Below are 24,549 nucleotides of genomic sequence, written 5' to 3'. Positions count from 1 at the left end.
GGGGGGAGTTTGCATAATGCCAAACCACTACTTATTCCCTCGAATGCGCCACCTTATGCCGCTATTTCAGAGTCCTCCCCGCTCCCTGTGCATCTTGCGCCTCTCGGCCATTGGCGACTGCTGCCATGCGCTGGCCCTGATCACCGTGATCCGCCGAGCCTGGCCCGAGACCCGCATCACCTGGATTGTGGGCAAGCTGGAGGCCAGTCTGTTTGCCAACTTGCCGGGCGTGGAGATCATACCGTTCGACAAGAGCAAAGGCTGGCGCGGCTATCGTGAACTGTGGCAAACCCTGCGCGGGCGCCGCTTTGATGCCCTGCTACATCTGCAAGCGGCACTGCGGGCCAGCATCGCCACCCTCGGCATTCGAGCCAGGGTCAAGCTGGGTTTTGACCGGGCGCGCGCCAACGACGGGCAGTGGCTGTTTACCAACCATGCGGTCCCCTCGCCCGATTCACCCCATGTGCTGGACGGTTTTCTCGCCTTCGCCCGCGAACTGGGCATCACAGACTTGACCCCGGACTGGCAACTGCCGATTGATCCGCGCGATCGCGCCTGGGCCAAGGAAACACTGCAGGGTCGCCCCACCCTGCTGATTTGCGCCGCTGCCAGCAAAGCCTTCAAGAACTGGACGGCAGAAGGCTACGCCGCGCTGGCCGACCATGCGGCCGAACGCGGCATGCAGGTCTATCTGTGCGGCGGTCCGGCCCAACTGGAGCGGCAACTGGCGCACGACATTCAGGCGCGCTGCCGGCACAAACCGGGCAATCTGGTGGGCGAGACCCGCCTGCCCCAGTTGCTGGCACTGATCGCCGAGGCCAGTCTGGTGCTAGCACCCGATACCGGTCCGGCGCACATGGCCACCATCACCGGCACGCCGGTAATCGGTCTGTATGCCCACCACAACCCGGCGCGCACCGGCCCCTATCACGCCCGTGATCGAGTAGTCAGCATCTATAAGGAAGCGATCGAGGCCGAAACCGGCAAGCCGCTGGCCGAGCTGGACTGGCGCACCCGACTCAAGGATGGTGACGCCATGCGACGGCTGCCGGTTGAGCGGGTGATCGCCGAGTTTGATCGCTGGCATCAAGAATGGAACGCCGTTTCGAATAAACCGAAAGATGAAACAGAGATAACCTGATGGTCTGACTGCGCCGCGCCGCGCACAATGCAGAGGCGTGGAGAGTTGTCCCGCTGCAAGCAAGCTATTTGTTTCTATGGCTGGAGTTTCTCCAGCCATTTTTTTATCCGCCACGCTCTGCTAGAATTGCGCCCCCTTTCCAACCCCTGCCACTATGAGGCAATAGCTGTCACCCAACGGGAAAACGACGGCGGGGTTTGCTACAACCAATGTAAGTGTTTCAGGAGCTAGGTGAGCCATGGCGCAGCAAGGCACTCTTTATATCATCTCCTCCCCGAGCGGGGCGGGTAAATCCAGCCTGATCAATGCCCTGCTGACCCAGTACAACACTGCAGGAATGATGATGCTGTCGGTCTCCCACACCACCCGCGCTCCGCGCCCGGGCGAAGTGGATGGCCAGCACTACCATTTTGTGGCGGTCGAGCAGTTCAAGCAGTTGATTGAGCGCGGTGATTTTCTCGAGTGGGCCGAAGTGTTCGGTAACTACTACGGCACCTCGCGCGCCGCCATTGAGGCCAATCTGGCCAAGGGCATCGATGTGTTTCTCGATATCGACTGGCAGGGCGCCCGCCAGATCCGCGAGCAGATGCCAACCAAGTCGATCTTTATTCTTCCCCCGAGCCGTGAAGAGCTGGAGTGCCGCCTGATTGGCCGCGGCCAGGACAGCGCCGAGATCATCAAGGGCCGGATGGAGAAAGCGATTGCCGAGATGGTGCACTACGACGAGTATGACTACGTGATCATCAATGAAGAGTTTGAGCAGGCCCTGTTCCAACTGCGTGCTATTCTCGAGAGCCAGCGTCTGACTCTCGCCAGCCAGCAGCAGGCACAACAGGACTTGCTGCAACGCCTACTGGCGGAATAAGCTAAAACCAAGTAATATTTTGCGTCATTTTTAAACACTGGAGTCCTGCATGGCACGCGTTACTGTAGAAGATGCTGTAAAACAGGTGGGTAACCGTTTTGACCTGGTGCTGGTCGCCGCTCGCCGCGCCCGTCAGATCGCGGTTCAAGGCAAAGAGCCCCTGGTTGACGAAGAAAACGACAAGCCGACCGTGATTGCCCTGCGCGAAATCGAGCAAGGTCTGGTGAACAACCAGGTCATGGACGCCCAGGATCGTTATGAGCAGCAAGAGCAGGAAGCCGCCGAACTGGCTGCCGTCGCTGCGATTGCCGAGGGTCGCGGTTAATCCCCTCCCTGCGTGGGCCCGATTCCGGGCCCATACGCCCCTTATTTACAAGCGATCAAAAACCTCGCACACTCAAGCCCAATCACCCTTGCCATGGACAACAGCGAAACGCTAGTGGGGCTGACTTGTATCTGTTTGAAAGTCTTAAAGAAATAGCCAGTTCCTATCTGCCATCAGAGCAGGTTGAGAAACTCAGGCAAGCCTATGTGGTGGCGCGAGACGCGCATCAGGGGCAGATGCGTTCCAGTGGTGAGCCCTATATCACTCACCCGGTGGCGGTTGCGCGCATTCTCGGTGAGATGCGGCTTGATCACGAGACCTTGATGGCCGCGGTGCTACACGACGTCATCGAGGATACCCCGGTAACCAAGGAAGATCTGGCCACTCAGTTTGGGGATGCGGTTGCTGAACTGGTGTCCGGCGTCTCCAAGCTCGACAAGCTGAAATTCCGCGATCGCAAGGAAGCCCAAGCCGAAAACTTCCGCAAGATGGTCATGGCCATGACCCAGGATATTCGGGTCATCCTCATCAAACTGGCCGACCGCACCCACAACATGCGCACTCTGGGTTCGCTGCGCCCCGACAAACGTCGCCGCATCGCTCGCGAAACCCTCGAAATTTTTGCCCCCATCGCCAATCGCCTCGGCATCCACACCATGAAAAGCGAGCTGGAAGAGCTCGGCTTTGAAGCGCTCTATCCGATGCGCTCGCGGGTGCTGCGTGAATCGGTGCGCCGTGCCCGTGGCAACCGCCGCGAGATCATCGAGTCGATTCAGAGCGAAGTCGAGGGACGGCTGCGCGAAGCGGGCATTGAGTTTCAAGTGAGTGGCCGCGAGAAGAACCTCTTCTCCATCTACAACAAGATGGAAAAGAAAGAGCTGCAGTTTCACGAGGTGATGGACATCTACGCCTTCCGCGTCAAGGTGAAGGATATCGACACCTGCTATCGGGTGCTGGGCCAGATGCACAGTCTCTATAAGCCGCGCCCGGGTCGTTTCAAAGATTACATCGCCATCCCCAAGAGCAACGGTTACCAGTCGCTGCACACCTCCCTGGTGGGGCCGCATGGGGTGCCGGTTGAAGTGCAGATCCGCACCGAGTTCATGGATCAGATGGCCGACAAGGGCGTCGCTGCCCACTGGGCCTACAAACAGGATGGTGACAGCTCCGGCACCACTGCCCAGATCCGCGCCCAGCGCTGGATGCAGAGCCTGCTCGAACTGCAGCAAAGTGCCGGCAGCTCGTTTGAGTTTATCGAAGGGGTCAAGACTGACCTGTTCCCCGACGAGATTTATGTGTTTACTCCGGAAGGGCGCATCATGGAGCTGCCCGCCGGAGCGACTCCGGTGGACTTTGCCTACACGGTGCATACCGACATCGGCCACGCCTGTGTCGGCTCCCGGGTTGACCGCCACCCCTACCCGCTCAGCAGCCCGCTGCATTCGGGGCAGACGGTTGAGATCATCACGGCACCGGGCGCCCGTCCCAACGCCGCCTGGCTCAACTTTGTGGTCACCACCAAGGCTCGCTCCAAGATCCGGCAATTCCTCAAGAACCTGCGCACCGAAGAGTCGGTGGTGCTCGGTCGCCGCCTGCTCAACCACGCCCTCGGCGCCAAAAACATCGAAGATATCCCGCAAGAGCGCATCAGTCAGGTGCTCTCCGATACCAAGCATGAAACCCTGCAGGGCCTGCTGGCGGATATCGGTCTTGGCAATGCAATGAGTGTGATGGTGGCGCGGCGCATGCTGGGTGACGGCCTGCCGGCCGACGAGCAGCCCAAGAGCGGTGGCAGCAAGAAGATGCCAATCAAGGGGGCCGATGGCCTTCTGGTCACCTTTGCCAACTGTTGTCGCCCAATCCCCGGCGATGCCATCATTGCTCATGTCAGCCCGGGCAGAGGTCTGGTCATCCACCAGGAATCCTGCCGTAATATCAAAGGCTATAGCCGCGAGCCGGACAAGTATCTGCCGGTGCAGTGGGAAGTGGATCAGGAGCAAGAGCAGGAGTTCAAAACCGGCATCCAGATTGACATCGTCAACCATCAGGGTGCCCTGGCCGAGTTGGCCAACGTGATAGCCGCCACCGGTGCCAATATCCACGGTATCAGTACCGAGGAGAAGGATGGCCGGATCTATGTGGTCACCCTGTTGATTACCACCCGCAGCCGACTCCATCTTGCCAATATCATGCGCAAGATCCGGGTCATGCCCGATGTAATGCGGGTCAGCCGCCAGAAAAACTGAACTGACGGGCGGCGCGAGCCGCCCGCTGTTTTCACAAGAGAATTGCCATGACACCCGAACGCTTCAAGCGCATCACCGATATGCTGGCCATGCGTCAGCTCGACCTGACCGTCTGCATGGAAGAGGTGCACAAGCCTCACAACCTGGCCGCCATCGTGCGCACCGCCGATGCGATCGGCGTTCACCGGGTACATGCGGTCTGGCCGCGCACCCGTATTGCCAAACGCAAGGGTACGGCACGCGGCAGCCAGAACTGGGTGGATGTGAAACTGCATCCGGATATTCACACTGCCGTGGCAGAATTAAAGGCTGCCGGCATGCAGATTCTGGCCACCCACTTAAGCGAAAGCTCGGTGGATTTTCGCACTATCGACTTCACCAAGCCCACTGCCATTCTGCTCGGTCAGGAGAAGTTCGGTATCACCGAAGCGGCGCTGGCACTGGCCGATCATCATATCGTCGTCCCCATGGTCGGCATGGTGCAGTCACTGAATGTCTCGGTGGCGGCTGCCGCCATCCTGTATGAAGCGCAGCGTCAACGCGAGCTGGCCGGCTGCTATCAGCGCGGTTGCCCGCTACCCGCCGAAGAGCAGAATGCCATTCTGTTTGAGGGCGGACACCCCATCTTTGCCAGAATTTGTAAGCAGAAAGATCTGCCCTATCCGCAACTCGGCGAGCAGGGCGAAATCCTGGCCGACGAAGAGTGGTGGCAGAAAGTACAGATGTCCCGCGCCAGTTGGGAGCATCTGGATGACGAGGACGAGTTGCCGGAGGAGTGATCCCCGGCCTGCAGGAGAACCCTGATGAAAGCCTGCTGGTTACTGACCCTGGCCCTGTTGACCCCCGGAGTATTCGCCGTGACTGCACCGCTCAGTACCGAAGATCACCTTGAGGCGCTGCACCGCGACGTGCTGCCTAGCTTCTGGCGCGAACATGCCCGTGAAGGGGAGTTTATCGGCAAAGACCAGGTACCTATTCGTTATGCCGCGCTGCGCCACCCAGACAGCCATCGGGCCATCATGGTGGTCAATGGTCGGGTAGAAACCTATCTCAAGTATCAGGAGCTGGCCTGGGACCTGTGGCAACAGGGCTATAGCATTTATCTCATCGACCATCGCGGCCAGGGCCGCTCCGGCCGCTTGCTGACAGATGTGCAAAAAGGCTATGTCGAGCAGTTTGATGACTATGTGGACGATCTGAAAACCTTCCACGATAAGGTCGTCATGGCCGACAAACCGGAGAAGGTATTTATTCTGGCCCACTCGATGGGCGGCGCCATTGCCGCGCGTTATCTGGAGCGCTGGCCCACCGAGATCGATGCGGCCGTGCTCTCCTCCCCCATGCTGGGCATCAATCTGGGTAGCCTGCCGGTGTGGTTGGCCAAAGGGCTGGCCAGCAGCATTGACACATTCGGTCGCTGGTTTGGCGAGCCGCCCTACGGCCCCGGTCAGGGACCCTATCAGGATCATGGCTTTGCCGATAATGAACTGACGCACAGCACGCTGCGCTATCAGCTGTTTCGCGAGCAATACGAGCGCACCCCCGAGGTGAAGCTGGGCGGCGCCACCGCCCACTGGATTCAGGAGGGGATCCGCGCCGGTGAGCAGGCCATTGCCGAAGCCGACAAGATCCGCACACCGCTGCTGTTGCTGCAGGCCGGTTTGGACAACGTGGTGGACAACGCCGCACAGGATCAATTCTGCCTCGTAGCCCCCTGCAGCGAAGGTCGCCCGGTACGAATCGAGGGGGCCTGGCATGAACTCTTTATCGAACAGGATGCCCAGCGTCAGGCGGCACTGGATGCTGCCTTGGGCTTTTTAAACCGTTATTGAGCGCCTATTTTTTGGGCTGCTAAATAAATGGGGAGGCGGGAGCGGTTGCTGTACACTGCTCCCGCTTTCATTCGTAACCCCGAGGTGATGATGTATAAGGTCGTAGTCTCCGATCTCGACGGAACCCTGCTCAACAGTGCCCACCAAATCTCCGACCAGACCCGTGAGACCCTGCATACGCTAGTGCAAAAGGGGGTCAAATTCGTGATGGCGACCGGCCGTCACTATGTGGATGTCCGCCATATTCGTAACACCCTTGGCCTGGATATCTATCTCATCACCTCCAACGGCGCCATGGTGCACGACAAGCAAGACACGCTTATCTATAACCAGACCATCGCCACCGATGTCGCCCGCGAGCTGGCCAATCTGGCGCGTGACCCATCGATCCATGTCAACGTCTACTACGGCGAGCAGTGGCTGGTTGAGGAGGAGATGCCCTGGTTGCTGGAGTTCCACCACGAGTCAGGTTTCCACTACACATTGGCCGACTTCGCCACTCACCCACTCGACCGGGTAAACAAGGTCTTCTATACCGGTGAGCACGAAAAGTTGCTGGTGATCGAGCAGCAACTACAGGCCCGCTACGGCCAGAGCCTCAATATCACCTTCTCCCTGCCCGATTGCCTCGAAGTCATGCACGGCGAAGTCAACAAGGGGCGCGCCGTCAAAGCGGTGCTGGAGCAGAACGGTTTGTCGCTGGAACAGGCAATTGCCTTCGGTGACGGGATGAACGACTTCGAGATGCTGAGCATGGTCGGGCATGGCGTGGTGATGGGCAATGCCCATGATCGCCTGATGGCAGCGCTGCCGAATAATCAGCGCACCGTGACCGCCGATGAAGATGGCGTCGCACGCTATCTGGCCAACTGCTTCGCGCTGCCGGCCATCGCCTGAGCGCGACATCCGGCATAGTGATGATAACGGGAACTGTGGTTCCCGTTTTTATTGCCTGCAGTAAACGCCAGATAGCAAAAAACCGGCACAAGGCCGGCTTCTCGGAAGAGTGGTCGGTGATAGAGGATTCGAACCTCTGACCCTCTGGTCCCAAACCAGATGCGCTACCAGACTGCGCTAATCACCGACAGGGGGAGAAAAACAAAAAGACCCGCCAGGGTCATTTGTCTTCTTAATTATGGTGCGAAGAGAGGGACTTGAACCCTCACGCCCGGGGGGCACTAACACCTGAAGCTAGCGCGTCTACCAATTCCGCCACCTTCGCACAGTGCGCAGCAAAATAATGGGGTGGCTGATGGGACTCGAACCCACGACAACCGGAATCACAATCCGGGACTCTACCAACTGAGCTACAGCCACCACAGCTGCTATTCGACAAGCTTACCACCCGCGCATCGGCACGCCATAAATGGCGCGCCCGACAGGATTCGAACCTGTGACCTCTGCCTCCGGAGGGCAGCGCTCTATCCAGCTGAGCTACGGGCGCCACGCTGTCGAACGAGGCGCAATGTTAATGACCCCCCCTGCAGCTGTCCAGCACTTTTTTCATTGCCACGATGCGTTTGCCGATTTTTACCGCAAAACGGGCAAAAAGGGATCACTTCGTATTCATTCAGCCTCCATCAAGGCTGACCTGCTACGCTTCACTACACACTGTTCATGGTGCCTTGAACAATTCTTAACACTCCCCTATAGTGAATGAATGAACGTTCATTCACAGCCAGATACCATCATGATGGATAAACGAGAACGCATTTTCAAAGCGACGGAAGAGCTGCTGGCCACGCAAGGTTTCCACGGCATCTCCATGTCACTGGTCGCCAAAGAGGCTGGCGTCGCCGCCGGAACCATCTACCGCTACTTCAGCGACAAAGATGACCTGCTGCGCCAATTGCATCTGCATGTCAGCCTGCGCGCACGAGATGCGGTGTTTGAAGGTGTCTCGCCGGATGCCACACCGTTTGAACAGTATCGGCAGATTTGGCTGAACGCATTTCGACTGCTCAGCACCGATACCTTCTGTCTGCGCTGCAAGGCGCAATACGAATCCTCCCCGAACTTCGAACAGATGGAGCTGGATCCTGAGAATCAACAGATCTGGCTACGCCTGCAGCATTTCTTCGAAGAGGGAGTCCGGCAGGGGCTGTTTATTGCCCTGCCCCACCGAATTCTCAGCGCCCTGAGCCTGGACTCGGTCATGCACATTGCCCAGCTGGATCGGCTGGCCGGTCACGCCCTTTCTGAAGCAGAGCGTGAAGAGGCCGTGCGCGCCAGCTGGCGAGCCATCCTGAAACCCCAATCCTGAACTTCCGCCGAGGAGTGTCACTGAATGAAGAAGTGGATAGTCGTCATGTTGCTGATCGCATTTGCCCTGTTTGGCAGCGTCATCGGCTTCAACCTGTTCAAAGAGAAGATGATTGCCCAGTTTCTGGCTAATCGCCCCGAACCTGCGTTCCCGGTGACGGTCCTCGAAGCCAAGCCTCAGGAGTGGGTACCGACCATTGAAGCGATCGGTTTTATCGAGCCAAATCAAGGGGTAACCCTCTCAACTGAGCTCAGTGGTTCGGTCGATCGGATCAGCTTCCAGTCGGGCGCCATGGTGCAAGCCGACCAGTTGCTGCTGAGCCTCGACTCGAGCGTTGAAAAGGCCAACCTAGCCGCGTCGCAAGCCAAGCTCAATGCCGCCCGCGCCAAGTTCGAGCGCTACCAGAATCTGGTGGCTAAGAACTCCATCTCGCGCGATCAGCTCGATGATGCCGAAGCCAGTTACAAGTCGCTGCTGGCCGATATCGAGAGTCTCAAGGCCACCATCGCCCGTCGTGAAGTCCGTGCTCCGTTTGCCGGTGTCGTCGGTCTGCGTAACGTCTTCCTCGGCCAGTATCTTGAGCCGGGCACCAGCATTGCCCGTCTCGAAGATATCAGCGTGATGCGCCTGCGTTTTACCGTGCCGCAAACCGATATCGCCAAGCTGACACTGGGCCAGCCGATCCATATCGGCGTAGATGCTTACCCGGACACCCAGTTCAACGGCCACATCAGTGCCATCGAGCCGGCGGTGAACTATCAGAGCGGCCTTATCCAGGTTCAGGCCGACATCCCGAACAACGACGGGCGCCTGCGTTCAGGTATGTTTGCCCGCGCCAGCATCCTGTTGCCTGGTCAGCCTAACCAAGTGGTGCTGCCGCAGACAGCCATCGCCTTCAACCTCTATGGCGAGAACGTCTACGTGATCCATGAGAAAGATGGCGAACCTCGTGCCGAGCAGCGGGTGGTGAAGGTGGCCGAGCGCCGTGGTGACAATGCGTTGATCGTCAGTGGCGTCAAGCCGGGCGAGCGAGTGGTCACCTCGGGGCAAGTGCGCCTGAGCAACGGCTCCAAGGTGAAGATCGAACCGGGTGAGGGGCTGACCCCACCGGCCCAGACCCCGATGCTGTAAGCGCGGAGAAGAACTGCCATGCGTTTTACCGACATGTTCATCAAGCGCCCTGTGCTGGCTGTGTCGATCAGTTTCCTGATCGCACTGCTGGGGCTACAGGCCATCTTCAAGATGCAGGTGCGTGAATACCCGGAGATGACCAACACGGTTGTCACCGTCACCACCAGCTATTACGGCGCCAGTGCCGATCTGATTCAGGGCTTTATTACCCAGCCGCTGGAGCAGGCCGTGGCACAAGCCGACAACATCGACTTCATGACCTCGTCCAGTCAGCTCGGTAGCTCGACAGTGACGGCTTACATGAAGCTCAACACCGATCCAAACGCCGCACTTTCTGACATTCTGGCCAAAGTGAACTCGGTGCGTTCCCAGTTGCCGAAGGAGTCGGAAGATCCCTCGGTCACCATGTCGACCGGCTCAACCACCGCAGTGCTCTATATTGGCGTCACCAGCCCCGAGCTCAATGCCAGCCAGATCACCGACTACCTCGAGCGGGTGGTCAAACCGCAGCTGTTCACCGTCGGCGGCGTCTCCAAGGTCGATATGTATGGCGGTACCCAGTACGCCCTGCGGGTCTGGCTCGATCCGGCCAAGATGGCCGCTTTTGGCCTCACCTCCAGTGAGGTGATGCAGGTTCTTAGCAGCAACAACTACCAGTCGGCCACCGGCCAGGCTATCGGCAACTTTACCCTCTATAACGGTAATGCCGAGACCCAGGTCAAGGATGTGGACGAGCTCAAACGCCTGGTGGTCTCCTCTACCGAAGGCAAGGTCATCCGCCTCTCTGACGTGGCCAAGGTGACGCTGGAGAAGAGCCACGACGTTTATCGTGCCACCGCCAACGGCCGCGAAGCCGTGGTGCTGGCCATCAACGCCGCGCCGACCGCCAACCCGATCAACATCGCCCACGATGTGCTGGCCATGTTGCCGGAGATCAAGCGCAACATGCCGAGCACCATGGAAGTCAACGTGCTCTATGACTCGACCGTGGCCATCAACGAGTCGATCCATGAGGTTATCAAGACCATTGGTGAAGCTGCGCTGATCGTACTGGTGGTGATCACCCTGTTCGTAGGCTCCCTGCGGGCGGTACTGATCCCGATTATCACTATCCCGCTCAGCCTGATCGGCGTGGTGATGATGATGGAGTTGTTTGGTTTCTCGATTAACCTGATGACCCTGCTGGCGATGGTGCTTGCCATCGGTCTGGTGGTGGATGACGCCATCGTGGTGCTGGAGAACGTCGACCGCCATATCAAGGAGGGGGAAGATCCGTTCCGCGCCGCCATCATCGGCACCCGCGAAATCGCTGTACCGGTTATCGCCATGACCCTCACTCTGGCAGCGGTGTATGCGCCGATCGCCCTGATGGGAGGCATTACCGGATCCTTGTTCAAGGAGTTTGCGCTCACCCTGGCCGGTGCTGTGTTTGTGTCCGGGGTCATCGCCCTGACCCTGTCGCCGATGATGTGCGCCAATATGCTCAAGGCCAACGCAGCACCCAACCGCTTCGAGCGCAGTGTGCACAGTTTCCTGGAGCGCATGACCCAGCGCTATGACGGCATGCTGCACGCCGTGATGCAAAAGCGCATCGTGATCCTGATGTTTGCGGCGATCGTCTGCGTCAGCCTGCCGCTCTTGTTCAAATTCATCCCGAGTGAACTGGCACCGAACGAAGATAAGGGCGTACTGGCTGTGTTGGGGACGGCTCCTTCTAATGCCAACCTCGACTACATCGAACAGACCATGCAACGGGTGAACAAGATCCTCGACGATCAGCCCGAAGTGGCCTTCTCGCAGGTCTTCTCTGGCCTGTTTGATGCCAATCAGGCGTTCGGTATCGCCTCCATGGTGCCGTGGAGCCAGCGTGAAGCCAGCCAGAAAGAGGTGCTCGATCGGGTAGCCGCCATGGTTGAAGAGATCCCGGGCATGTCGATTACCGCGTTCCAGTTCCCGGAGCTGCCGGGCGCCTCAAGCGGTCTGCCGGTCCAGTTTGTCATCACCACGCCGAGCAGCTTCGAGAGCCTGTTCCAGGTGGCGACCGAGATGCTGACGGCCGTGCAGGCCAATGGTCAGTTCGTCTATTCGACGCTGGATCTGAACTACGACTCCGCCACCATGAAGATCAGGATCGACAAGGATAAGGCGGGTGCCTATGGCATCACCATGCAGGACATCGGCACCACGCTGGCGACCATGATGGCGGATGGCTACGTCAACCGTATCGATCTGGATGGCCGCTCCTATGAAGTGATCCCGCAGGTTGAGCGCAAGTTCCGTCTCAATCCCGAGTCGATCAAGCACTTCTATGTACGCGCAGCTAATGGCGATCAGATCCCGCTAGGTAGTTTGGTGAACATCCAGGTGGTTGGCGAGCCGCGCGCCCTGCCCCACTTCAACCAGCTCAACTCGGCCACCATTGGCGCCGTACCGGCTCCGGGTGTGACCATGGGCTCTGTCATCAACTGGCTCAAGAGCACCGCTGACGAGAAGCTCCCGCAGGGCTATCGCTATGATTTCATGGGGGAAGCTCGCCAGTTTGTCACCGAAGGCAGCGCACTCTATGGCACCTTTGCCCTAGCACTGGCGATCATCTTCCTGGTGCTGGCAATCCAGTTTGAGTCGGTGCGCGATCCGCTGGTCATCATGGTCTCGGTACCATTGGCCATCAGCGGCGCCCTGATTGCGCTGGCTTGGGGGGCGGCAACCATGAACATCTATTCGCAGGTGGGGCTGATCACGCTGGTCGGTCTGATTACCAAACACGGCATCCTGATCTGTGAAGTGGCCAAGGAGGAGCAACTGCTGCATGGTCGCAACCGGATGGAAGCCGTGATGGCGGCTGCCAAGGTTCGTTTGCGTCCGATCCTGATGACCACTGCCGCCATGATTGCCGGTCTGATCCCACTGCTGTACGCCTCTGGTGCGGGGGCGGCCCAGCGCTTTAGTATCGGTATCGTCATCGTGGCCGGACTCGCCATCGGGACCCTGTTCACCCTGTTTGTGCTGCCGGTGATCTACACCTACCTGGCCTCCGAGCACAAGCCGCTGCCAGTGTTTGATGAGTCGATTCCGCCCAAAGCCAAAGCGGGCCACTAAGCCATATCTGAACGACACGGGGGAGCCAAGGCTCCCCCGTTTTTTTATGCTGGATAACACTTTGCACACAAGTGCCTTAAAGGGTGTTAACCATTCGGTTATACTCGTGCGGGCAGTAGGGATATTGTGAATATTGCGGGGAGAGCCTGAACGTGTTGACAAAAACCAGCCTAATTCTGGCCAGCAGCCTGCTGGCAACCAGCTGTTTCTGCACGGCTAATGCCGCCGATCAGGAAATGACCCCGGAAGCAATTGCCGATCGAATCAAGCCGGTTGGCAGTGTCTACTCTGCCACTGATCTGGCGGGCATCGCACCGGCCGCAGCCCCTGTTGCGACCGCCTCAGCCACGCCCCGCGATGGTGAGACTGTCTTCAAGAGCGCCTGCTTTGCCTGTCACGATACCGGTGCTGCCGGTGCCCCCAAACGGGGTGACAAGGCGGCGTGGGAGCCGCGCATCGCTCAAGGTATCGCAACCCTGAAACAGCACGCTATTGCGGGCTTTCAGGGCAAGTCTGGTGTGATGCCGCCGCGCGGCACCTGCGCCGCATGTAGCGATGAAGAGATCGAAAATGCGATCCACTTCATGATTGATAAGCTCTGACCACGTTCTGAGCAAATTGCCTTCACCGGGCTGGCAGAGCAAGATAGTGATCTTGGCTTTCCGAGGTCTCCAGCCATGGTGAATACATATCCGGATCGCGCACTCACACCATCTTTGTCAGAACTGGCATCCCTGCTTGCCAGCTTTTCTGCGCCCGGCCAGCCCACTTATGAGTCATGCCACCATTTACATCAACAGCTGATGCAATTCGTGCCCATCAGCCTGTTTGCCGTGTTGGGCCAGAGTGCAGCAGGTGTGAGCTGGCTCTATCAGCATGCACTGCCCACCACCTGGCAAGCGCAGATCAAAAGCCATCCAGTAGCCCTGCTTGATGAACTGCAGCGATTGCCAGCCAGTGACGGCTGGTGCTATCTGCCGGTGGCAGGCGAGCCGGTGCTGGGGTTACTGGCGCAGACCGCAACGGATCAGCCGACCTTGCAACTGCTGCTGGAGTGTTTGGCAATCCGATTGGGAGAAACCCAGCGCGGCGCCCGTCTCGGACGGGATATATCCCCTTTGCTGCGCCACCAGCCGGCTTGGCAACAGAAAATTGATAGTCTGCGCCGGGTCATTCGCCTCGCCGGCAGCCTGCCAGTTGACAGCTTTTATGCCCAGCTCGACTCCGCCGCCCGCTTTACCCTTAACGTGCAGGAGTTGCTGGTTTTATACAAAGAGCCGACAAGTACCCGGCTGGTTTATCCGCAGCAAGCGCACCATGCCCTCGAGCAGCTGGCCAGCCTCTGCCACGACCGCCATCCGGTCGAAACCCGCCAGGATGACTGCTACTGGAGTAGCGCGCCGCTCTATCAACAGCACCACTATCTTGGCCATCTGCTCTTGGCCTCACGCTCTCCATTCGGACCGGACGAGCGCCTGTTGCTGGACTTTCTCACCAGTCAGCTGGCCATGGTGATGGAGTTGCAGTTCATCCGCACCCAGCTGACCCGGGATGACCGCTTCGATCAGCAACTGCTGCAACTGCAGCAGACCAACCAGAAGTTGCAAAAACAGCTCAAACAACATCAGGAGCAGGAGCGTCGCCTGCAGTTCGATGCTCTGCACGATCCGCTGACCCAGCTGCCAAATCGGGCCCAGCTGATGAGCCGGCTGGATCAGGCCATCAAACATTATCGCCGCCATCCAGACCAACCGTTTACCCTGCTGTTTGTCGATGTGGATCACTTCAAAGAGATCAACGACACATTGGGTCATATGGCAGGGGATCAGCTACTCAGGCAGATAGGTCAGCGCCTGCAAAGCAGCGTGCGACAAAACGACATGGTGGCGCGGCTCGGCGGCGACGAGTTTGTCATTTATCTGGATGATTGTGCTGACAACAGCCGGATCCGGCAGATCCTGGATCGGATCGAAACCCTGCACTCTGAGCCCTGCCTGCTCGGGGATCATGAGCTGCAGATCGAATTCAGCATCGGGGTAGCGACCATGACCCCGGCCATCAGCGATATCAGCCAGTTGCTGCATCAGGCGGATCTCGCCATGTATCAGGCCAAGCGGGCGGGTCGCAATCGCAACGTGTTCTATGCGACAGCCAGCCATGAGCCGGGCTGGCTCTCGCCGGAGCAAGCCCTGCGCCAGGCGCTCGATGCGGGGCAGATCCAGCCTTACTTCCAGCCGGTGATTCGTCTCAAAGACAGCCGCCTGACCGGACTTGAAGTGATGGCGCGCTGGATCACGCCGGATGGGGTCATTCGTGATGCGTTCGATTTTATTCCGCTGGCCAAGCAGTGTGGTCTCATCGTCGAGCTGGATCGGCAGATCCTGCGCCAAACCTGCCAGCAACTGAGCCAATGGCTGGCGCAGCTGGGCGATTGCCATCTGAAGGTATCGCTCAATCTCTCGGGTCGCCATCTGATGAGCCGGACCTTGCTCGGTGAACTGCTGGAGTGCATCCAGCAGTACGGCATCGACCCGCGCTATCTGGTGTTTGAATTTAACGAGCGGGAGTTGTCACGCCAGGAGGGCAATATGATAGCCCGGCTCGATGAGCTCAGAGCCGGTGGCCTGCAGGTGTGTCTGGATGATTTCGGCTCCGGTTTTTCGTCCCTCAACGCCCTGTTTCACTACCCGGTGGACTACATCAAGGTGGACGACAGCTTTACCCACCGCATGTTGCAGTCGCCACGCGATTTAGCGCTGATCCGGGCCATGCGCGATATCAGCCGCGATCTCGGTTTGCTGCTGATTGTCGAGGGGATAGAAACCCAACCCGAATATGAGAAGTTGCTCGAGCTGGGCTGCGAATTTGGGCAGGGGCGCTTTATTGCTTCTCCCATGCCGGGTGAGGACATACTTCCGCTGTTGGGCCGCCCGCTCAACCTACCCGCTCATTAAGGCGCTACGACTCCTTATTAAACAGAGAGCGCAGATTAGCCACCGCGGTCTGCCCTTTCTGCTGACGCTCTTCGGCCGTCACCGTCTTCTGGTTCTCCCACATCAGGTCGTCTTGTGGCAGCTCAAGCAGGAAGCGGCTCGGTTCGGGGCGCACCGTCTCGCCAAATTGGCGCCGCTCACGACAGAGGGTAAAGGTGAGTTCGGTCTGGGCACGGGTAATCCCCACATAGGCCAGCCGCCGCTCCTCCTCCACATTATCCTCATCGATACTGGTCTGGTGCGGCAGCAAGCCCTCCTCCATCCCCACCATAAAGACGTAGGGAAACTCCAGCCCCTTCGAGGCGTGCAGGGTCATCAGCTGCACCTGATCGGTGTCATCATCGCCCTCGTTGCGCTCCATCATCTCGCGCAGGGTCAACCGGCTGACCACCTGTGGCAGGGTCATCGGCTCATCGACGTCGTCCCCTTCCAGCATCTCGGTGATCCAGCGATACAGGGTCGAGACGTTCTGCATCCGCATTTCGGCGGCACGCGGGCTCGGTGAGCTCTCGTAGAGCCACTCTTCGTAGTGGATATCCTTGATCATATCGCGCACTGCCTCGACCGGATTGCCACGGGCGGCGTTGTCGCCCAGACGCACCAGCCACTCGGTAAAACCGCGCAAGGCATGCAACCCACGGCCGGAGAGTGTCTGCTCAAGCCCCAGCTCAAAGCTGGCGGCAAACAGACTCTTACTGCGGTTATTGGCATACTCGCCGAGCTTTTCCAGCGTGGTGGGGCCAATTTCGCGCCGCGGCAGATTCACCACTCGCAAAAACGCGGTGTCCTCGTCCGGGTTCACCAGCAGTTTCAGGTAGGCCATGATGTCCTTGATCTCGGTGCGCGAAAAAAAGGAGGTGCCGCCGGAAATGCGATAGGGAATCCGGTTTTGCATCAGCGCCTTTTCGAAGATGCGCGACTGGTGGTTGCCGCGATAGAGGATGGCGTAATCCTTAAAGCGAGTGCGATTCATAAACTTGTGGCCCATCAGCTCAGCCGCAATTCGCTCCGCCTCGTGCTCTTCGTTCTTGGCAAACAGCACCCGCACCGGCACCCCGTAATCGAGTTCGGAGAACAGCGCCTTGTCATAAACGTGCGGGTTGTTGGCGATCAGGATGTTGGCGCACTTCAAGATGCGTCCCTTGGAGCGGTAGTTCTGCTCGAGCTTGATAAGACGCAAGTTCGGAAAATCCTGTCCAAGCAACACCAGATTCTGTGGCTTGGCGCCACGCCAGGAGTAGATCGACTGGTCGTCGTCCCCCACCACGGTAAAGCGGGCCCGCTCGCCCACCAGCTGTTTGACCATCTCGTACTGGCTGGTGTTGGTATCCTGATACTCGTCCACCAGCAGATAGCGGATCTTGTTCTGCCAGCGAGTGCGCACCTCGTCGTTGAGCTTGATCAGCAGGGTCGGCATCAGGATCAAATCATCAAAATCGAGGGCGTTATAGGCCACCATCTGGCGGTGATAGCGCTCGTAGAGCTGGGCATGCAGCACTTCATCCTGCCCCTTGGCGATACGCATCGCCCGCGCCGGCAGAATAAGATCGTTCTTCCAATTCGAGATACTGCTCATCAACGCCGAGAGCTGGTCTTTGTCCCCTTGCAGCTCGGGGTCGGTCAGCTCTTTGAGCAGGGCCAGCTGGTCGGTGTCATCAAACAGCGAGAAGTTGGCCTTGAGATTGAGGATCTTGTGCTCGCGCCGGATGATATCGAGCCCCAGCGTGTGGAAGGTCGATACCATCAAGCCGCGCGCCTCTTTGCGCCCCAATGTCTGGCCCACCCGCTCTTTCATCTCGCGGGCTGCCTTGTTGGTAAAGGTCACCGCTGCGATATTGCGGGCGTTATAGCCGCACTGCTGCACTAAATAGGCAATCTTGTTGGTAATTACGCGGGTCTTGCCCGAGCCGGCTCCCGCCAACACCAGGCAGGGGCCGGATACGTACTTGACCGCTTCATTCTGATTGGGGTTGAGCTTCATGAGGGACTCCGTCTGGCAAGCAGGGGCAGGATTGTAGCAGAAAGCTTTCCCCGCTTTCCCGCTACAACCTTGTGCTTTGCGGCTATTTTCAGGATCATGTTGCCCCCTTTTCCTCGCGGTGAACCTGCCATGACTGTCAGTATGTCCGAACTTGTCCCCACTTTGCGGGAACAGTTTCCAGCCCTGCATCAGCAGGTCAATGGCCAGCCACTCATCTATCTGGACAATGCGGCCACGACCCAGAAACCGCTGGCCGTGCTGCAGGCGATGGAGCACTTCTACCGCAATGACAACGCCAATGTCCACCGCGCATCCCATGCCTTGAGCGCTCGCGCCACCGCCGCCTTTGAAGCGGCGCGCAGCACTGTCGCCCGCTTTATCAACGCAGGCGATCCGAGCGAGGTGATCTGGACCCGCGGCACCACCGAGTCCATCAATCTGGTGGCCGCCAGTTGGGGAGACAGCCTGCAAGCGGGTGACGAAATATTGGTCAGCACGCTGGAGCACCACGCCAATATCGTGCCGTGGCAACTGGCCGCCGAGCGGTGCGGCGCCATCGTGCGACCCATTCCGCTCAACGCCAGCGGCGACATTGATCTGGCCGCCTACCAGGCGCTGCTTGGCCCACGCACCCGACTGGTGGCCGTGGGTCATGTTTCCAATGCGCTCGGTACCGTCAACCCGGTGGCAGAGCTGACCCGTTTGGCCAAGGCGGCAGGAGCACTGGTGCTGATCGATGGTGCTCAGGCGGCGGCGCACCTGCCCATCGACGTGCAGCTGATTGGCTGCGATTTTTATGCCTTTTCTGGCCACAAGATGTATGGCCCGACTGGCATCGGCGTATTGTGGGGGCGCCGGGAACTGCTGGAAAAGATGCCGCCCTGGCAAGGTGGTGGCGAGATGATTGAGCGGGTGAGCTTTGCCGGCACCACCTTCAATCAACTGCCGTTCAAATTCGAAGCTGGCACGCCCCATATGGCTGGCGCGATCGGCTTGGCCGCCGCCATCGATTTTCTGCAAGCGCAGGATCGCCAAGCACTGCTGGCCCATGAGCAAGCACTCACCCGCTATCTGGCGGAGCAGCTACAAGCCCTGCCCGGTGTGAATCTGGTCGGCAATCCTGCCCAGCGCCTTGGCGCTGTCTCGTTTCTACTCGCTGACATTCACCCGCAAGATGCCGGCACGCTGCTCGATATGCAGGGGGTAGCGGTGCGCGTTGGTCACCACTGCGCCATGCCGCTGATGGAGAGTTTGGGACTTAAAGGCACTATTCGGGCATCGCTGGCCTGTTACTCAAGCCAACAGGATGTAGACGCCCTGATCACTGCCATCGGCAAACTGGAGGACTTTTTCTGATGCTGGCCGACTATACCGCCATTGGCGCTGAAACCACTGCGGCGACGATCCGCGATGCCTTTGCCGCCGCCACAGGGTGGGAGAATCAATACCGCCTGATCATCACGCTGGGCAAGCAACTGCCCGTGCTACCTGCAAAGTGGCAAAGTGAAGAGCATCGGCTGCATGGCTGCGAAAGTACCGCCTGGCTGCTGGCCAGTGAGCAAGACGGGCTGTGGCATTTTGCCTGCGATTCGGATGCTCGCATCGTGCGTGGTCTTATCGTGATTGTGCTGGCCGCCCTCAACCATCAGAGCGGCGCAGCCATCCGCGCATTCGATATGGAGGGCTATCTGGCCGAGTTAGGGCTAGAAAAACACCTCTCCCCCTCCCGTGGCAACGGACTGCGCGCCATTGTCCAGGCCATCTACGAGCGGGTGAGCTAAAACAGACAAGGCAGCCACTGGGGCTGCCTTGTTGTGCGGCGATCTCACACTTATTCGCTGGCCACACTCTTCTCGGCACGTGCGCCGCGCTCGGCAATCTTTTTGAGCACCCGCGCCACGGCGACAAAACCAAAAGTGGCCGTCACCGGCGTCACCGCTCCAAATCCCGAAGCACAATCCATCTTCATGGTGCCATCGCTGGCGGCTTTAGCCTGACAAGTGCCACCACTGCCATCGGGATAGGTCAGCTGCTCGGTCGAGAAGACGCACTCAACCCCAAACTTGCGGGCCGGGTTCTTGCTGAAGTTGTGCAACCGGCGCAGATCACTGCGCACCTTGGCCGCCAGCGGATCCTGAATGGTCTTGGCCAGATCGGCGACCTGCACTTGGGTCGGGTCCATCTGCCCACCAGCACCACCCGCCACAATAATCGGGATTTTACGTCGCTTGCAAAACGCGATCAGCGCCACCTTAGCCTTGACCGAGTCGATGGCATCGATGACGTAATCAAACTCGCCATGAATGTGCTCGGCAAGATTCTCGGCGGTGACAAAATCATCCACTTCAAGCACTTGGCAATCTGGATTGATCAGCCGGATACGCTCGGCCATCACCTCGGTTTTGAGACGCCCCACCGTCCCCTGCCAGGCATGAATCTGCCGGTTGGAGTTGGTGATGCAGATATCGTCCATGTCGATCAGGGTAATGCTGCCTATCCCGGAGCGGGCCAGCGCTTCGGCTGCCCAAGAGCCCACCCCGCCAATGCCGATCACACAGACCCGGGCGCGGCTAAAGGACGTCAGCGCCGCCTGACCATAGAGGCGAGCAATACCACCGAAACGTTGTTGATACTCTGCATTCATTCTCTTCACCTTACTGCATCACGACCTGCTGGCGTGGCGGCGCATTATACCGCGACTCGTGTCGCTGTCCCCTGTATTGGTAGCCTTGAGTGCTTAGGTTACAATTCCGCCTCTTCTCCAACTCTGTGGCTTAAGCCCCTCACTGGACGCCATGTATCAACTCAGACTTCGCCCTTTATTGCGCGCCCTGCTATTTCAACTTGGTTGGCTGACATTACTGTTGATGTCGGCACGCTTTGCCATGTATCACGCGTTTGTCGAGCAGGCCCAGCTGGTAGGCAAACAAGACGACCTGCTGCGCATGTGGACGACTGGGCTGCGCTATGACCTGCGCATTGGCGGGATGGCGCTGGCTCCCTGGTTAGTACTGGCATTGCCCTTGGCTGCAAGCCAGAGATCATGGCGCTGGCTTCAGAAGATGGTCCCGATTCTGTTCGCCATACTGGCGTTTGCTGTAGCAGCGGTAGCCATCAGTAATTTCTTTTATTATCAGACCTATCACACCCACATCGACGTGTTCGCTTTCGGCCTGATGGATGATGACACCAAGGCCGTATTAGCCAACATGTGGCAAGACTACCCGTTGGTGAAGGGGGTGCTAGCAGCACTGATAGCAGCTCTGGTATCGGGCTTTATCACCAAGCGCCTGCTGGCTGGCTCGCCCGACCGGCGCTGGCCATCATGGCGTCTGTTGCTCACCACACTACTGATTGTCGCTGTCGTAGCGATCGCAGCGCGCGGCAGTGTTGGCACCTTCCCGCTGCGCCGAGGCAATGCTCAAGTATCCGACCTGACGGTGCTCAATAAACTGACCCCTAATGGCTTGATTGCCATCGACTGGGCACTAAAAGATCGCCGTGATGACGTGAGCTTTAGCAAAGTCAGCGCAGAGGAAGGCAAGGCGCTACTGGCCCAGATGGGTTTCACATCGCTGGATGTGACCACGCCGAGTAACCCCTGGCTGGCTGAGCATAAGCCCCATGTTGTGATGAACCTGATGGAAAGCTTTGGTAGCAACATGCTGGTTTTTGACCAGCCGGGAGTCAATGACCTGCTGGGCGCCTGGCGACCGGCATTTGCCAGCGATTTTGTATTCCGTCGTTTTGTATCAGAAGGTAATGGTACCGCGCCGTCACTGGCCGCCATGTTCTTCCACAGCCCGGTGCAAACCATCAGCCACTCGTCGGCGCAATCCGTCAAACTGAGCGGCATTCCGTTTGACGTATATAAGAAGGCCGGATATCGGGTAATTTTCATCTCGCCCGGTAACATGATGTGGCGCAATCTGGTCAACTATCTACCGGTGCAAGGGGTGGATGAAGTCTTTGATCAAAACGCCTTAATGAAGCGCTACCCGCAATCAGCCAAGGAGCTGACAGACTGGGGTGTTCCGGATGAATATGCCTACCGTCTGGCGGAGACCTTGCTCAAGGAGGCCAGCCAGCCAACCTTTATTAGCATCCTCACTGTCACCAATCACCCGCCATACGTAGTGCCCACTCACTATCAACCGGGTCCGGTGGCATTAACCGACGAGGTGAAACGTCACGCCGAAGAAGGGCAGATTGATCAGCTCAATATCCTGCGAACTTATCAATATGCTGCCGATGCATTTGGCCGCTTTGTCGCCAACATCAAGGCATCTGAATTGGGTGAAAAGACCCTGATAGCCGCCACCGGCGACCACCAGATGCGCCGGGTTCGCGCCTTCTATCCCGCTGAGCAGATGCTCGATCGTGCCGTCCCTTTCTACCTCTACGTGCCCAAAACCATTCAGCAGCACGTACCGCTGCGCTTTGATCCTACCCGCGCTGGATCACACAAGGATATCTTCCCCACTCTTTACACCTTCAGTCTCTCGGATACAACCTACCAAGCCCTCGGTGGACGTAACATGCTAGCTGTCGATGATGACCCAGCACGCGCCTTTGGCTATAACGAGTTAGTTTGGATAGATAGGAATGGAGCGTATCCTCTTACTGGAAAACAGATTGCATATGCTTGGCATAATTCATCTTTGACTCTTAACGAGCAACCATTGCAGCAGACGCCTCAAGAAGCCAAATCCATCGACAGCTATCCAAAATTGTTACGTTGGCAAATCAACGCTAGGATAAAAGGAATAAAATAACAAAAGGGCCATTATGGCCCTTTTGTTATTGGCAGGGAGTAATCCCTCCCCCTAAAAATGGTGGATTACCCCACCACTATTATAATGCTTCAAACTGAGGTAAGACCGATTCGCTCAAGAACTTCTTGTAATGAGACTCCTCGACGTTGACCGGATGTTCATCCATCTTTCTTATTGCAAGGGCTAATGCATCTTCATCATTTAAAGGCACTAGAAATTCAGCTAATGATCCAGATAAGATTTCCTTCGGTCCAGAGGGGCAATCAACGCTGATAACTGGCGTTTCTAATAGCAAAGCCTCAATCAGCACTCTAGGCAACCCTTCCCCATCTGAGGTAAGAATCAGTGCTTTAGCGTTACGAATAAATGGATAAGGATTGAGCTGGTAGCCAGGAAATATAACCTTCTCTTCCAGTTCTAACTCTTTGACATATTCTCGAATTCGCTCTTCCTCACCGGGCTTCCCCTTCCCTAAAATAACAAGTGGCGTTGATACCCCACTCATTTTATAGGCTCGTAATAACCTATCATGGCGCTTACGAGATTCATACGTACCGACACTAATCAAGTAATCACCAACGGGAATAGATACCTTCTCATCAGACATCCGTAAAAATCCTTCCCGTTCATATGGATTAAATATGGCTCTAATCTCTGAAGGTCGAAGATGTACTTCATTGAGAAGTCCGTCCACAACACCTTGGGAGCAACCAATAACTTTTCTCCCGGTATAGAAACGCAATAATTTTTTTCTAGCTTTTTCTTTAGCTTCTTCGGTATACCGAGAGGCAAGCATATTACTTTTAACCCAGAACCAAAGGTTGGGATGCCTCAGATGTCTCGTAATTTTGTCACACGAGCAAGACAAAATAACATCAGGATTTAGCCTGTTAATCTGACGTGAGATTTTCCACGCCTGCAACTTCTCAACCAAAGGATTAGATATTGCTTTAGTCAAAGCATTAACTACGGAGAGATTGATTACTTTAAGCATCGGAGGTAAACGATGTTCAATAATATCACGCAAAATAAATACTGTAACATCATGCCCACGAAGGCGAAGTCCCTCTGCTGTATTAATCAGTGACTTTTGTGCCCCGCCACCGTACAAATCCTCAATAATGAAAAGAAACTTTTTCATATCTACTCACTTTTAATAAATTTTTCAACCAAACCGAAGTGGCGCATAGTTTTTTCTAGGCACAGGTTGTTTTTATTCTCTCTCACATTAGTGTGGTGAAGGCCATGAGAATATGCGTAAGATATCTTCATGAAATCTTTCTTTTCATTATGTACCATTATAGAGTGAAAACCATTTTTCAATGTTACAGCTTTAAACCATATATCATCTGCATCTGGTGCATTTTTAAGAAATGAGTCACGATCTGCAATTTCTTTAGATAATGATTGAAGTGGATAAAGAACGCCACCCACCCCGGTGGGGATAAGTTCTTGATGCGCTGAATGAGGCACAGGTCTTTTCAACGATGAGTTATAATCAAAAACACCATCGCGATCACAATATACTAGATGCCCACGATAACATATCGTACATTGGGGGTGCTCTTGATGAGATTTTAACATCTCGGCCAAAAAATTGCGTGGATATATTCTATCATCATCGACAGTCACGATGGGTAGAGAAAAACCTTCTCTAACATATTTTTCGTACAGATGAACAAGCTTTTTATAAGACCGTAGATCTTCATCGACCAACTCAATATGAAGACCCCTTGCTACCAACCTTTTCAGTTCAACTGGAAGTGATTCGATTGATGGGCAGTCTCTCTTAGCTATCCAGAGAAAAACCGCATTTGGCTTTACTGTCTGATTAAAAAGAGACTCTATGGTTAGATAAACCTTATCAAGGCGAATACCATAGGAGGTCAACGACACGT

The 24,549-nt window shown here is 57.0% G+C and carries 19 protein-coding genes and 4 tRNA genes; 15 read left to right on the top strand and 8 right to left on the bottom strand.

The window, feature by feature from the left end:
• The first annotated feature begins 43 nt into the window (after positions 1 to 43).
• The 7 genes from BW958_RS18855 to BW958_RS18825 all read left to right on the top strand — a co-directional run bounded on the left by BW958_RS18855 (position 44) and on the right by BW958_RS18825 (position 7,306).
• Positions 44 to 1,141, top strand: a complete 1,098-nt coding sequence (locus BW958_RS18855) for a glycosyltransferase family 9 protein (RefSeq protein ID WP_179078884.1) — start codon at positions 44 to 46, stop codon at positions 1,139 to 1,141.
• 238 nt (positions 1,142 to 1,379) lie between these two features.
• Positions 1,380 to 2,006 carry a guanylate kinase gene (gmk, locus tag BW958_RS18850; protein ID WP_076577452.1) on the top strand — a complete coding sequence of 209 codons (627 nt, stop codon included), beginning with the start codon at positions 1,380 to 1,382 and terminating at the stop codon, positions 2,004 to 2,006.
• Between the two features lie 49 nt (positions 2,007 to 2,055).
• Positions 2,056 to 2,331 carry a DNA-directed RNA polymerase subunit omega gene (rpoZ, locus tag BW958_RS18845; RefSeq protein WP_005356265.1) on the top strand — a complete coding sequence of 92 codons (276 nt, stop codon included), beginning with the start codon at positions 2,056 to 2,058 and terminating at the stop codon, positions 2,329 to 2,331.
• Between the two features lie 125 nt (positions 2,332 to 2,456).
• The gene (gene spoT, locus BW958_RS18840; protein WP_076577451.1) at positions 2,457 to 4,577 is read left to right on the top strand and encodes a bifunctional GTP diphosphokinase/guanosine-3',5'-bis pyrophosphate 3'-pyrophosphohydrolase; all 2,121 of its coding nucleotides are present in this window, start codon (positions 2,457 to 2,459) and stop codon (positions 4,575 to 4,577) included.
• Positions 4,578 to 4,624: 47 nt separating this feature from the next.
• A complete protein-coding gene (trmH, locus tag BW958_RS18835) occupies positions 4,625 to 5,356 on the top strand; it encodes a tRNA (guanosine(18)-2'-O)-methyltransferase TrmH (protein ID WP_076577450.1) in 732 nt (243 codons plus the stop codon).
• Between the two features lie 24 nt (positions 5,357 to 5,380).
• Positions 5,381 to 6,409 (top strand): alpha/beta fold hydrolase, encoded by a 1,029-nt coding sequence (locus BW958_RS18830; RefSeq protein WP_076577449.1) that lies wholly within the window; start codon positions 5,381 to 5,383, stop codon positions 6,407 to 6,409.
• 90 nt (positions 6,410 to 6,499) lie between these two features.
• A complete protein-coding gene (locus tag BW958_RS18825; protein WP_083687414.1) occupies positions 6,500 to 7,306 on the top strand; it encodes a Cof-type HAD-IIB family hydrolase in 807 nt (268 codons plus the stop codon).
• A gap of 110 nt (positions 7,307 to 7,416) precedes the next feature.
• Here the strand turns inward: BW958_RS18825 and BW958_RS18820 are convergent.
• The 4 genes from BW958_RS18820 to BW958_RS18805 form a co-directional block, all read right to left on the bottom strand.
• Positions 7,417 to 7,493 (bottom strand) — tRNA-Pro (locus BW958_RS18820).
• A gap of 52 nt (positions 7,494 to 7,545) precedes the next feature.
• Positions 7,546 to 7,631, bottom strand: a tRNA-Leu gene (locus BW958_RS18815).
• A gap of 19 nt (positions 7,632 to 7,650) precedes the next feature.
• A tRNA-His gene (locus tag BW958_RS18810) sits at positions 7,651 to 7,726 on the bottom strand.
• A 50-nt stretch (positions 7,727 to 7,776) separates the two neighbouring features.
• A tRNA-Arg gene (locus tag BW958_RS18805) sits at positions 7,777 to 7,853 on the bottom strand.
• A 246-nt stretch (positions 7,854 to 8,099) separates the two neighbouring features.
• Between BW958_RS18805 and BW958_RS18800 the strand changes: the two genes are divergently transcribed.
• The 5 genes from BW958_RS18800 to BW958_RS18780 all read left to right on the top strand — a co-directional run bounded on the left by BW958_RS18800 (position 8,100) and on the right by BW958_RS18780 (position 15,856).
• Positions 8,100 to 8,672 (top strand): TetR/AcrR family transcriptional regulator, encoded by a 573-nt coding sequence (locus tag BW958_RS18800; RefSeq protein ID WP_256702079.1) that lies wholly within the window; start codon positions 8,100 to 8,102, stop codon positions 8,670 to 8,672.
• Positions 8,673 to 8,696: 24 nt separating this feature from the next.
• Positions 8,697 to 9,803 (top strand): efflux RND transporter periplasmic adaptor subunit, encoded by a 1,107-nt coding sequence (locus BW958_RS18795; RefSeq protein WP_076577447.1) that lies wholly within the window; start codon positions 8,697 to 8,699, stop codon positions 9,801 to 9,803.
• Between the two features lie 18 nt (positions 9,804 to 9,821).
• On the top strand, positions 9,822 to 12,902 hold the full coding sequence (locus tag BW958_RS18790) for a multidrug efflux RND transporter permease subunit (protein WP_076577446.1): 3,081 nt from the start codon (positions 9,822 to 9,824) through the stop codon (positions 12,900 to 12,902).
• A gap of 146 nt (positions 12,903 to 13,048) precedes the next feature.
• Positions 13,049 to 13,504 (top strand): c-type cytochrome, encoded by a 456-nt coding sequence (locus BW958_RS18785; RefSeq protein WP_076577445.1) that lies wholly within the window; start codon positions 13,049 to 13,051, stop codon positions 13,502 to 13,504.
• A 75-nt stretch (positions 13,505 to 13,579) separates the two neighbouring features.
• Entirely contained in the window at positions 13,580 to 15,856 is a 2,277-nt protein-coding gene (locus BW958_RS18780; RefSeq protein WP_076577444.1) for a putative bifunctional diguanylate cyclase/phosphodiesterase, read from the top strand.
• Between the two features lie 4 nt (positions 15,857 to 15,860).
• Here the strand turns inward: BW958_RS18780 and rep are convergent, their stop codons facing one another.
• Positions 15,861 to 17,876, bottom strand: a complete 2,016-nt coding sequence (rep, locus tag BW958_RS18775; protein WP_076577443.1) for a DNA helicase Rep — start codon at positions 17,874 to 17,876, stop codon at positions 15,861 to 15,863.
• Positions 17,877 to 18,017: 141 nt separating this feature from the next.
• Here rep and BW958_RS18770 point away from each other — a divergent pair, with 141 nt between their 5' ends.
• Positions 18,018 to 19,232, top strand: coding sequence for an aminotransferase class V-fold PLP-dependent enzyme (locus BW958_RS18770; protein WP_076577442.1), 1,215 nt, complete (start codon positions 18,018 to 18,020; stop codon positions 19,230 to 19,232).
• Positions 19,232 to 19,657 (top strand): SufE family protein, encoded by a 426-nt coding sequence (locus tag BW958_RS18765; protein ID WP_076577441.1) that lies wholly within the window; start codon positions 19,232 to 19,234, stop codon positions 19,655 to 19,657. Before BW958_RS18770 ends, BW958_RS18765 begins: the two co-directional genes overlap by 1 nt.
• A gap of 50 nt (positions 19,658 to 19,707) precedes the next feature.
• Here the strand turns inward: BW958_RS18765 and tcdA are convergent, their stop codons facing one another.
• Positions 19,708 to 20,520 carry a tRNA cyclic N6-threonylcarbamoyladenosine(37) synthase TcdA gene (tcdA, locus tag BW958_RS18760; RefSeq protein WP_076577440.1) on the bottom strand — a complete coding sequence of 271 codons (813 nt, stop codon included), beginning with the start codon at positions 20,518 to 20,520 and terminating at the stop codon, positions 19,708 to 19,710.
• A 151-nt stretch (positions 20,521 to 20,671) separates the two neighbouring features.
• On the opposite strand from tcdA, the gene BW958_RS18755 reads away from it, so the two are divergent.
• A complete protein-coding gene (locus tag BW958_RS18755; RefSeq protein ID WP_083687413.1) occupies positions 20,672 to 22,651 on the top strand; it encodes an LTA synthase family protein in 1,980 nt (659 codons plus the stop codon).
• 79 nt (positions 22,652 to 22,730) lie between these two features.
• Here BW958_RS18755 and BW958_RS18750 read toward each other — a convergent pair whose 3' ends face one another.
• Both BW958_RS18750 and BW958_RS20430 read right to left on the bottom strand, forming a co-directional pair.
• Entirely contained in the window at positions 22,731 to 23,792 is a 1,062-nt protein-coding gene (locus tag BW958_RS18750) for a glycosyltransferase (protein WP_076577438.1), read from the bottom strand.
• A gap of 2 nt (positions 23,793 to 23,794) precedes the next feature.
• Positions 23,795 to 24,547 (bottom strand): hypothetical protein, encoded by a 753-nt coding sequence (locus tag BW958_RS20430; protein WP_143233153.1) that lies wholly within the window; start codon positions 24,545 to 24,547, stop codon positions 23,795 to 23,797.
• Between the last annotated feature and the right edge of the window lie 2 nt (positions 24,548 to 24,549).

Source organism: Aeromonas sp. RU39B, from assembly GCF_900156095.1.
Lineage (GTDB): Bacteria > Pseudomonadota > Gammaproteobacteria > Enterobacterales > Aeromonadaceae > Aeromonas.
This window is presented reverse-complemented; position numbering and strand designations above follow the sequence as displayed.

Coding starts and splice junctions, on each gene's coding strand:
- BW958_RS18770 (WP_076577442.1), top strand. CDS start 18,018: ATGTCCGAACTTGTCCCCACTTTGCGGGAACAGTTTCCAGCCCTGCAT.
- BW958_RS18825 (WP_083687414.1), top strand. CDS start 6,500: ATGTATAAGGTCGTAGTCTCCGATCTCGACGGAACCCTGCTCAACAGT.
- BW958_RS18750 (WP_076577438.1), bottom strand. CDS start 23,792: ATGAAAAAGTTTCTTTTCATTATTGAGGATTTGTACGGTGGCGGGGCA.
- tcdA (WP_076577440.1), bottom strand. CDS start 20,520: ATGAATGCAGAGTATCAACAACGTTTCGGTGGTATTGCTCGCCTCTAT.
- trmH (WP_076577450.1), top strand. CDS start 4,625: ATGACACCCGAACGCTTCAAGCGCATCACCGATATGCTGGCCATGCGT.
- BW958_RS18765 (WP_076577441.1), top strand. CDS start 19,232: ATGCTGGCCGACTATACCGCCATTGGCGCTGAAACCACTGCGGCGACG.
- BW958_RS18790 (WP_076577446.1), top strand. CDS start 9,822: ATGCGTTTTACCGACATGTTCATCAAGCGCCCTGTGCTGGCTGTGTCG.
- BW958_RS18755 (WP_083687413.1), top strand. CDS start 20,672: ATGTATCAACTCAGACTTCGCCCTTTATTGCGCGCCCTGCTATTTCAA.
- gmk (WP_076577452.1), top strand. CDS start 1,380: ATGGCGCAGCAAGGCACTCTTTATATCATCTCCTCCCCGAGCGGGGCG.
- BW958_RS18830 (WP_076577449.1), top strand. CDS start 5,381: ATGAAAGCCTGCTGGTTACTGACCCTGGCCCTGTTGACCCCCGGAGTA.
- rpoZ (WP_005356265.1), top strand. CDS start 2,056: ATGGCACGCGTTACTGTAGAAGATGCTGTAAAACAGGTGGGTAACCGT.
- BW958_RS18800 (WP_256702079.1), top strand. CDS start 8,100: ATGATGGATAAACGAGAACGCATTTTCAAAGCGACGGAAGAGCTGCTG.
- rep (WP_076577443.1), bottom strand. CDS start 17,876: ATGAAGCTCAACCCCAATCAGAATGAAGCGGTCAAGTACGTATCCGGC.
- BW958_RS18780 (WP_076577444.1), top strand. CDS start 13,580: ATGGTGAATACATATCCGGATCGCGCACTCACACCATCTTTGTCAGAA.
- BW958_RS18855 (WP_179078884.1), top strand. CDS start 44: ATGCGCCACCTTATGCCGCTATTTCAGAGTCCTCCCCGCTCCCTGTGC.
- BW958_RS18795 (WP_076577447.1), top strand. CDS start 8,697: ATGAAGAAGTGGATAGTCGTCATGTTGCTGATCGCATTTGCCCTGTTT.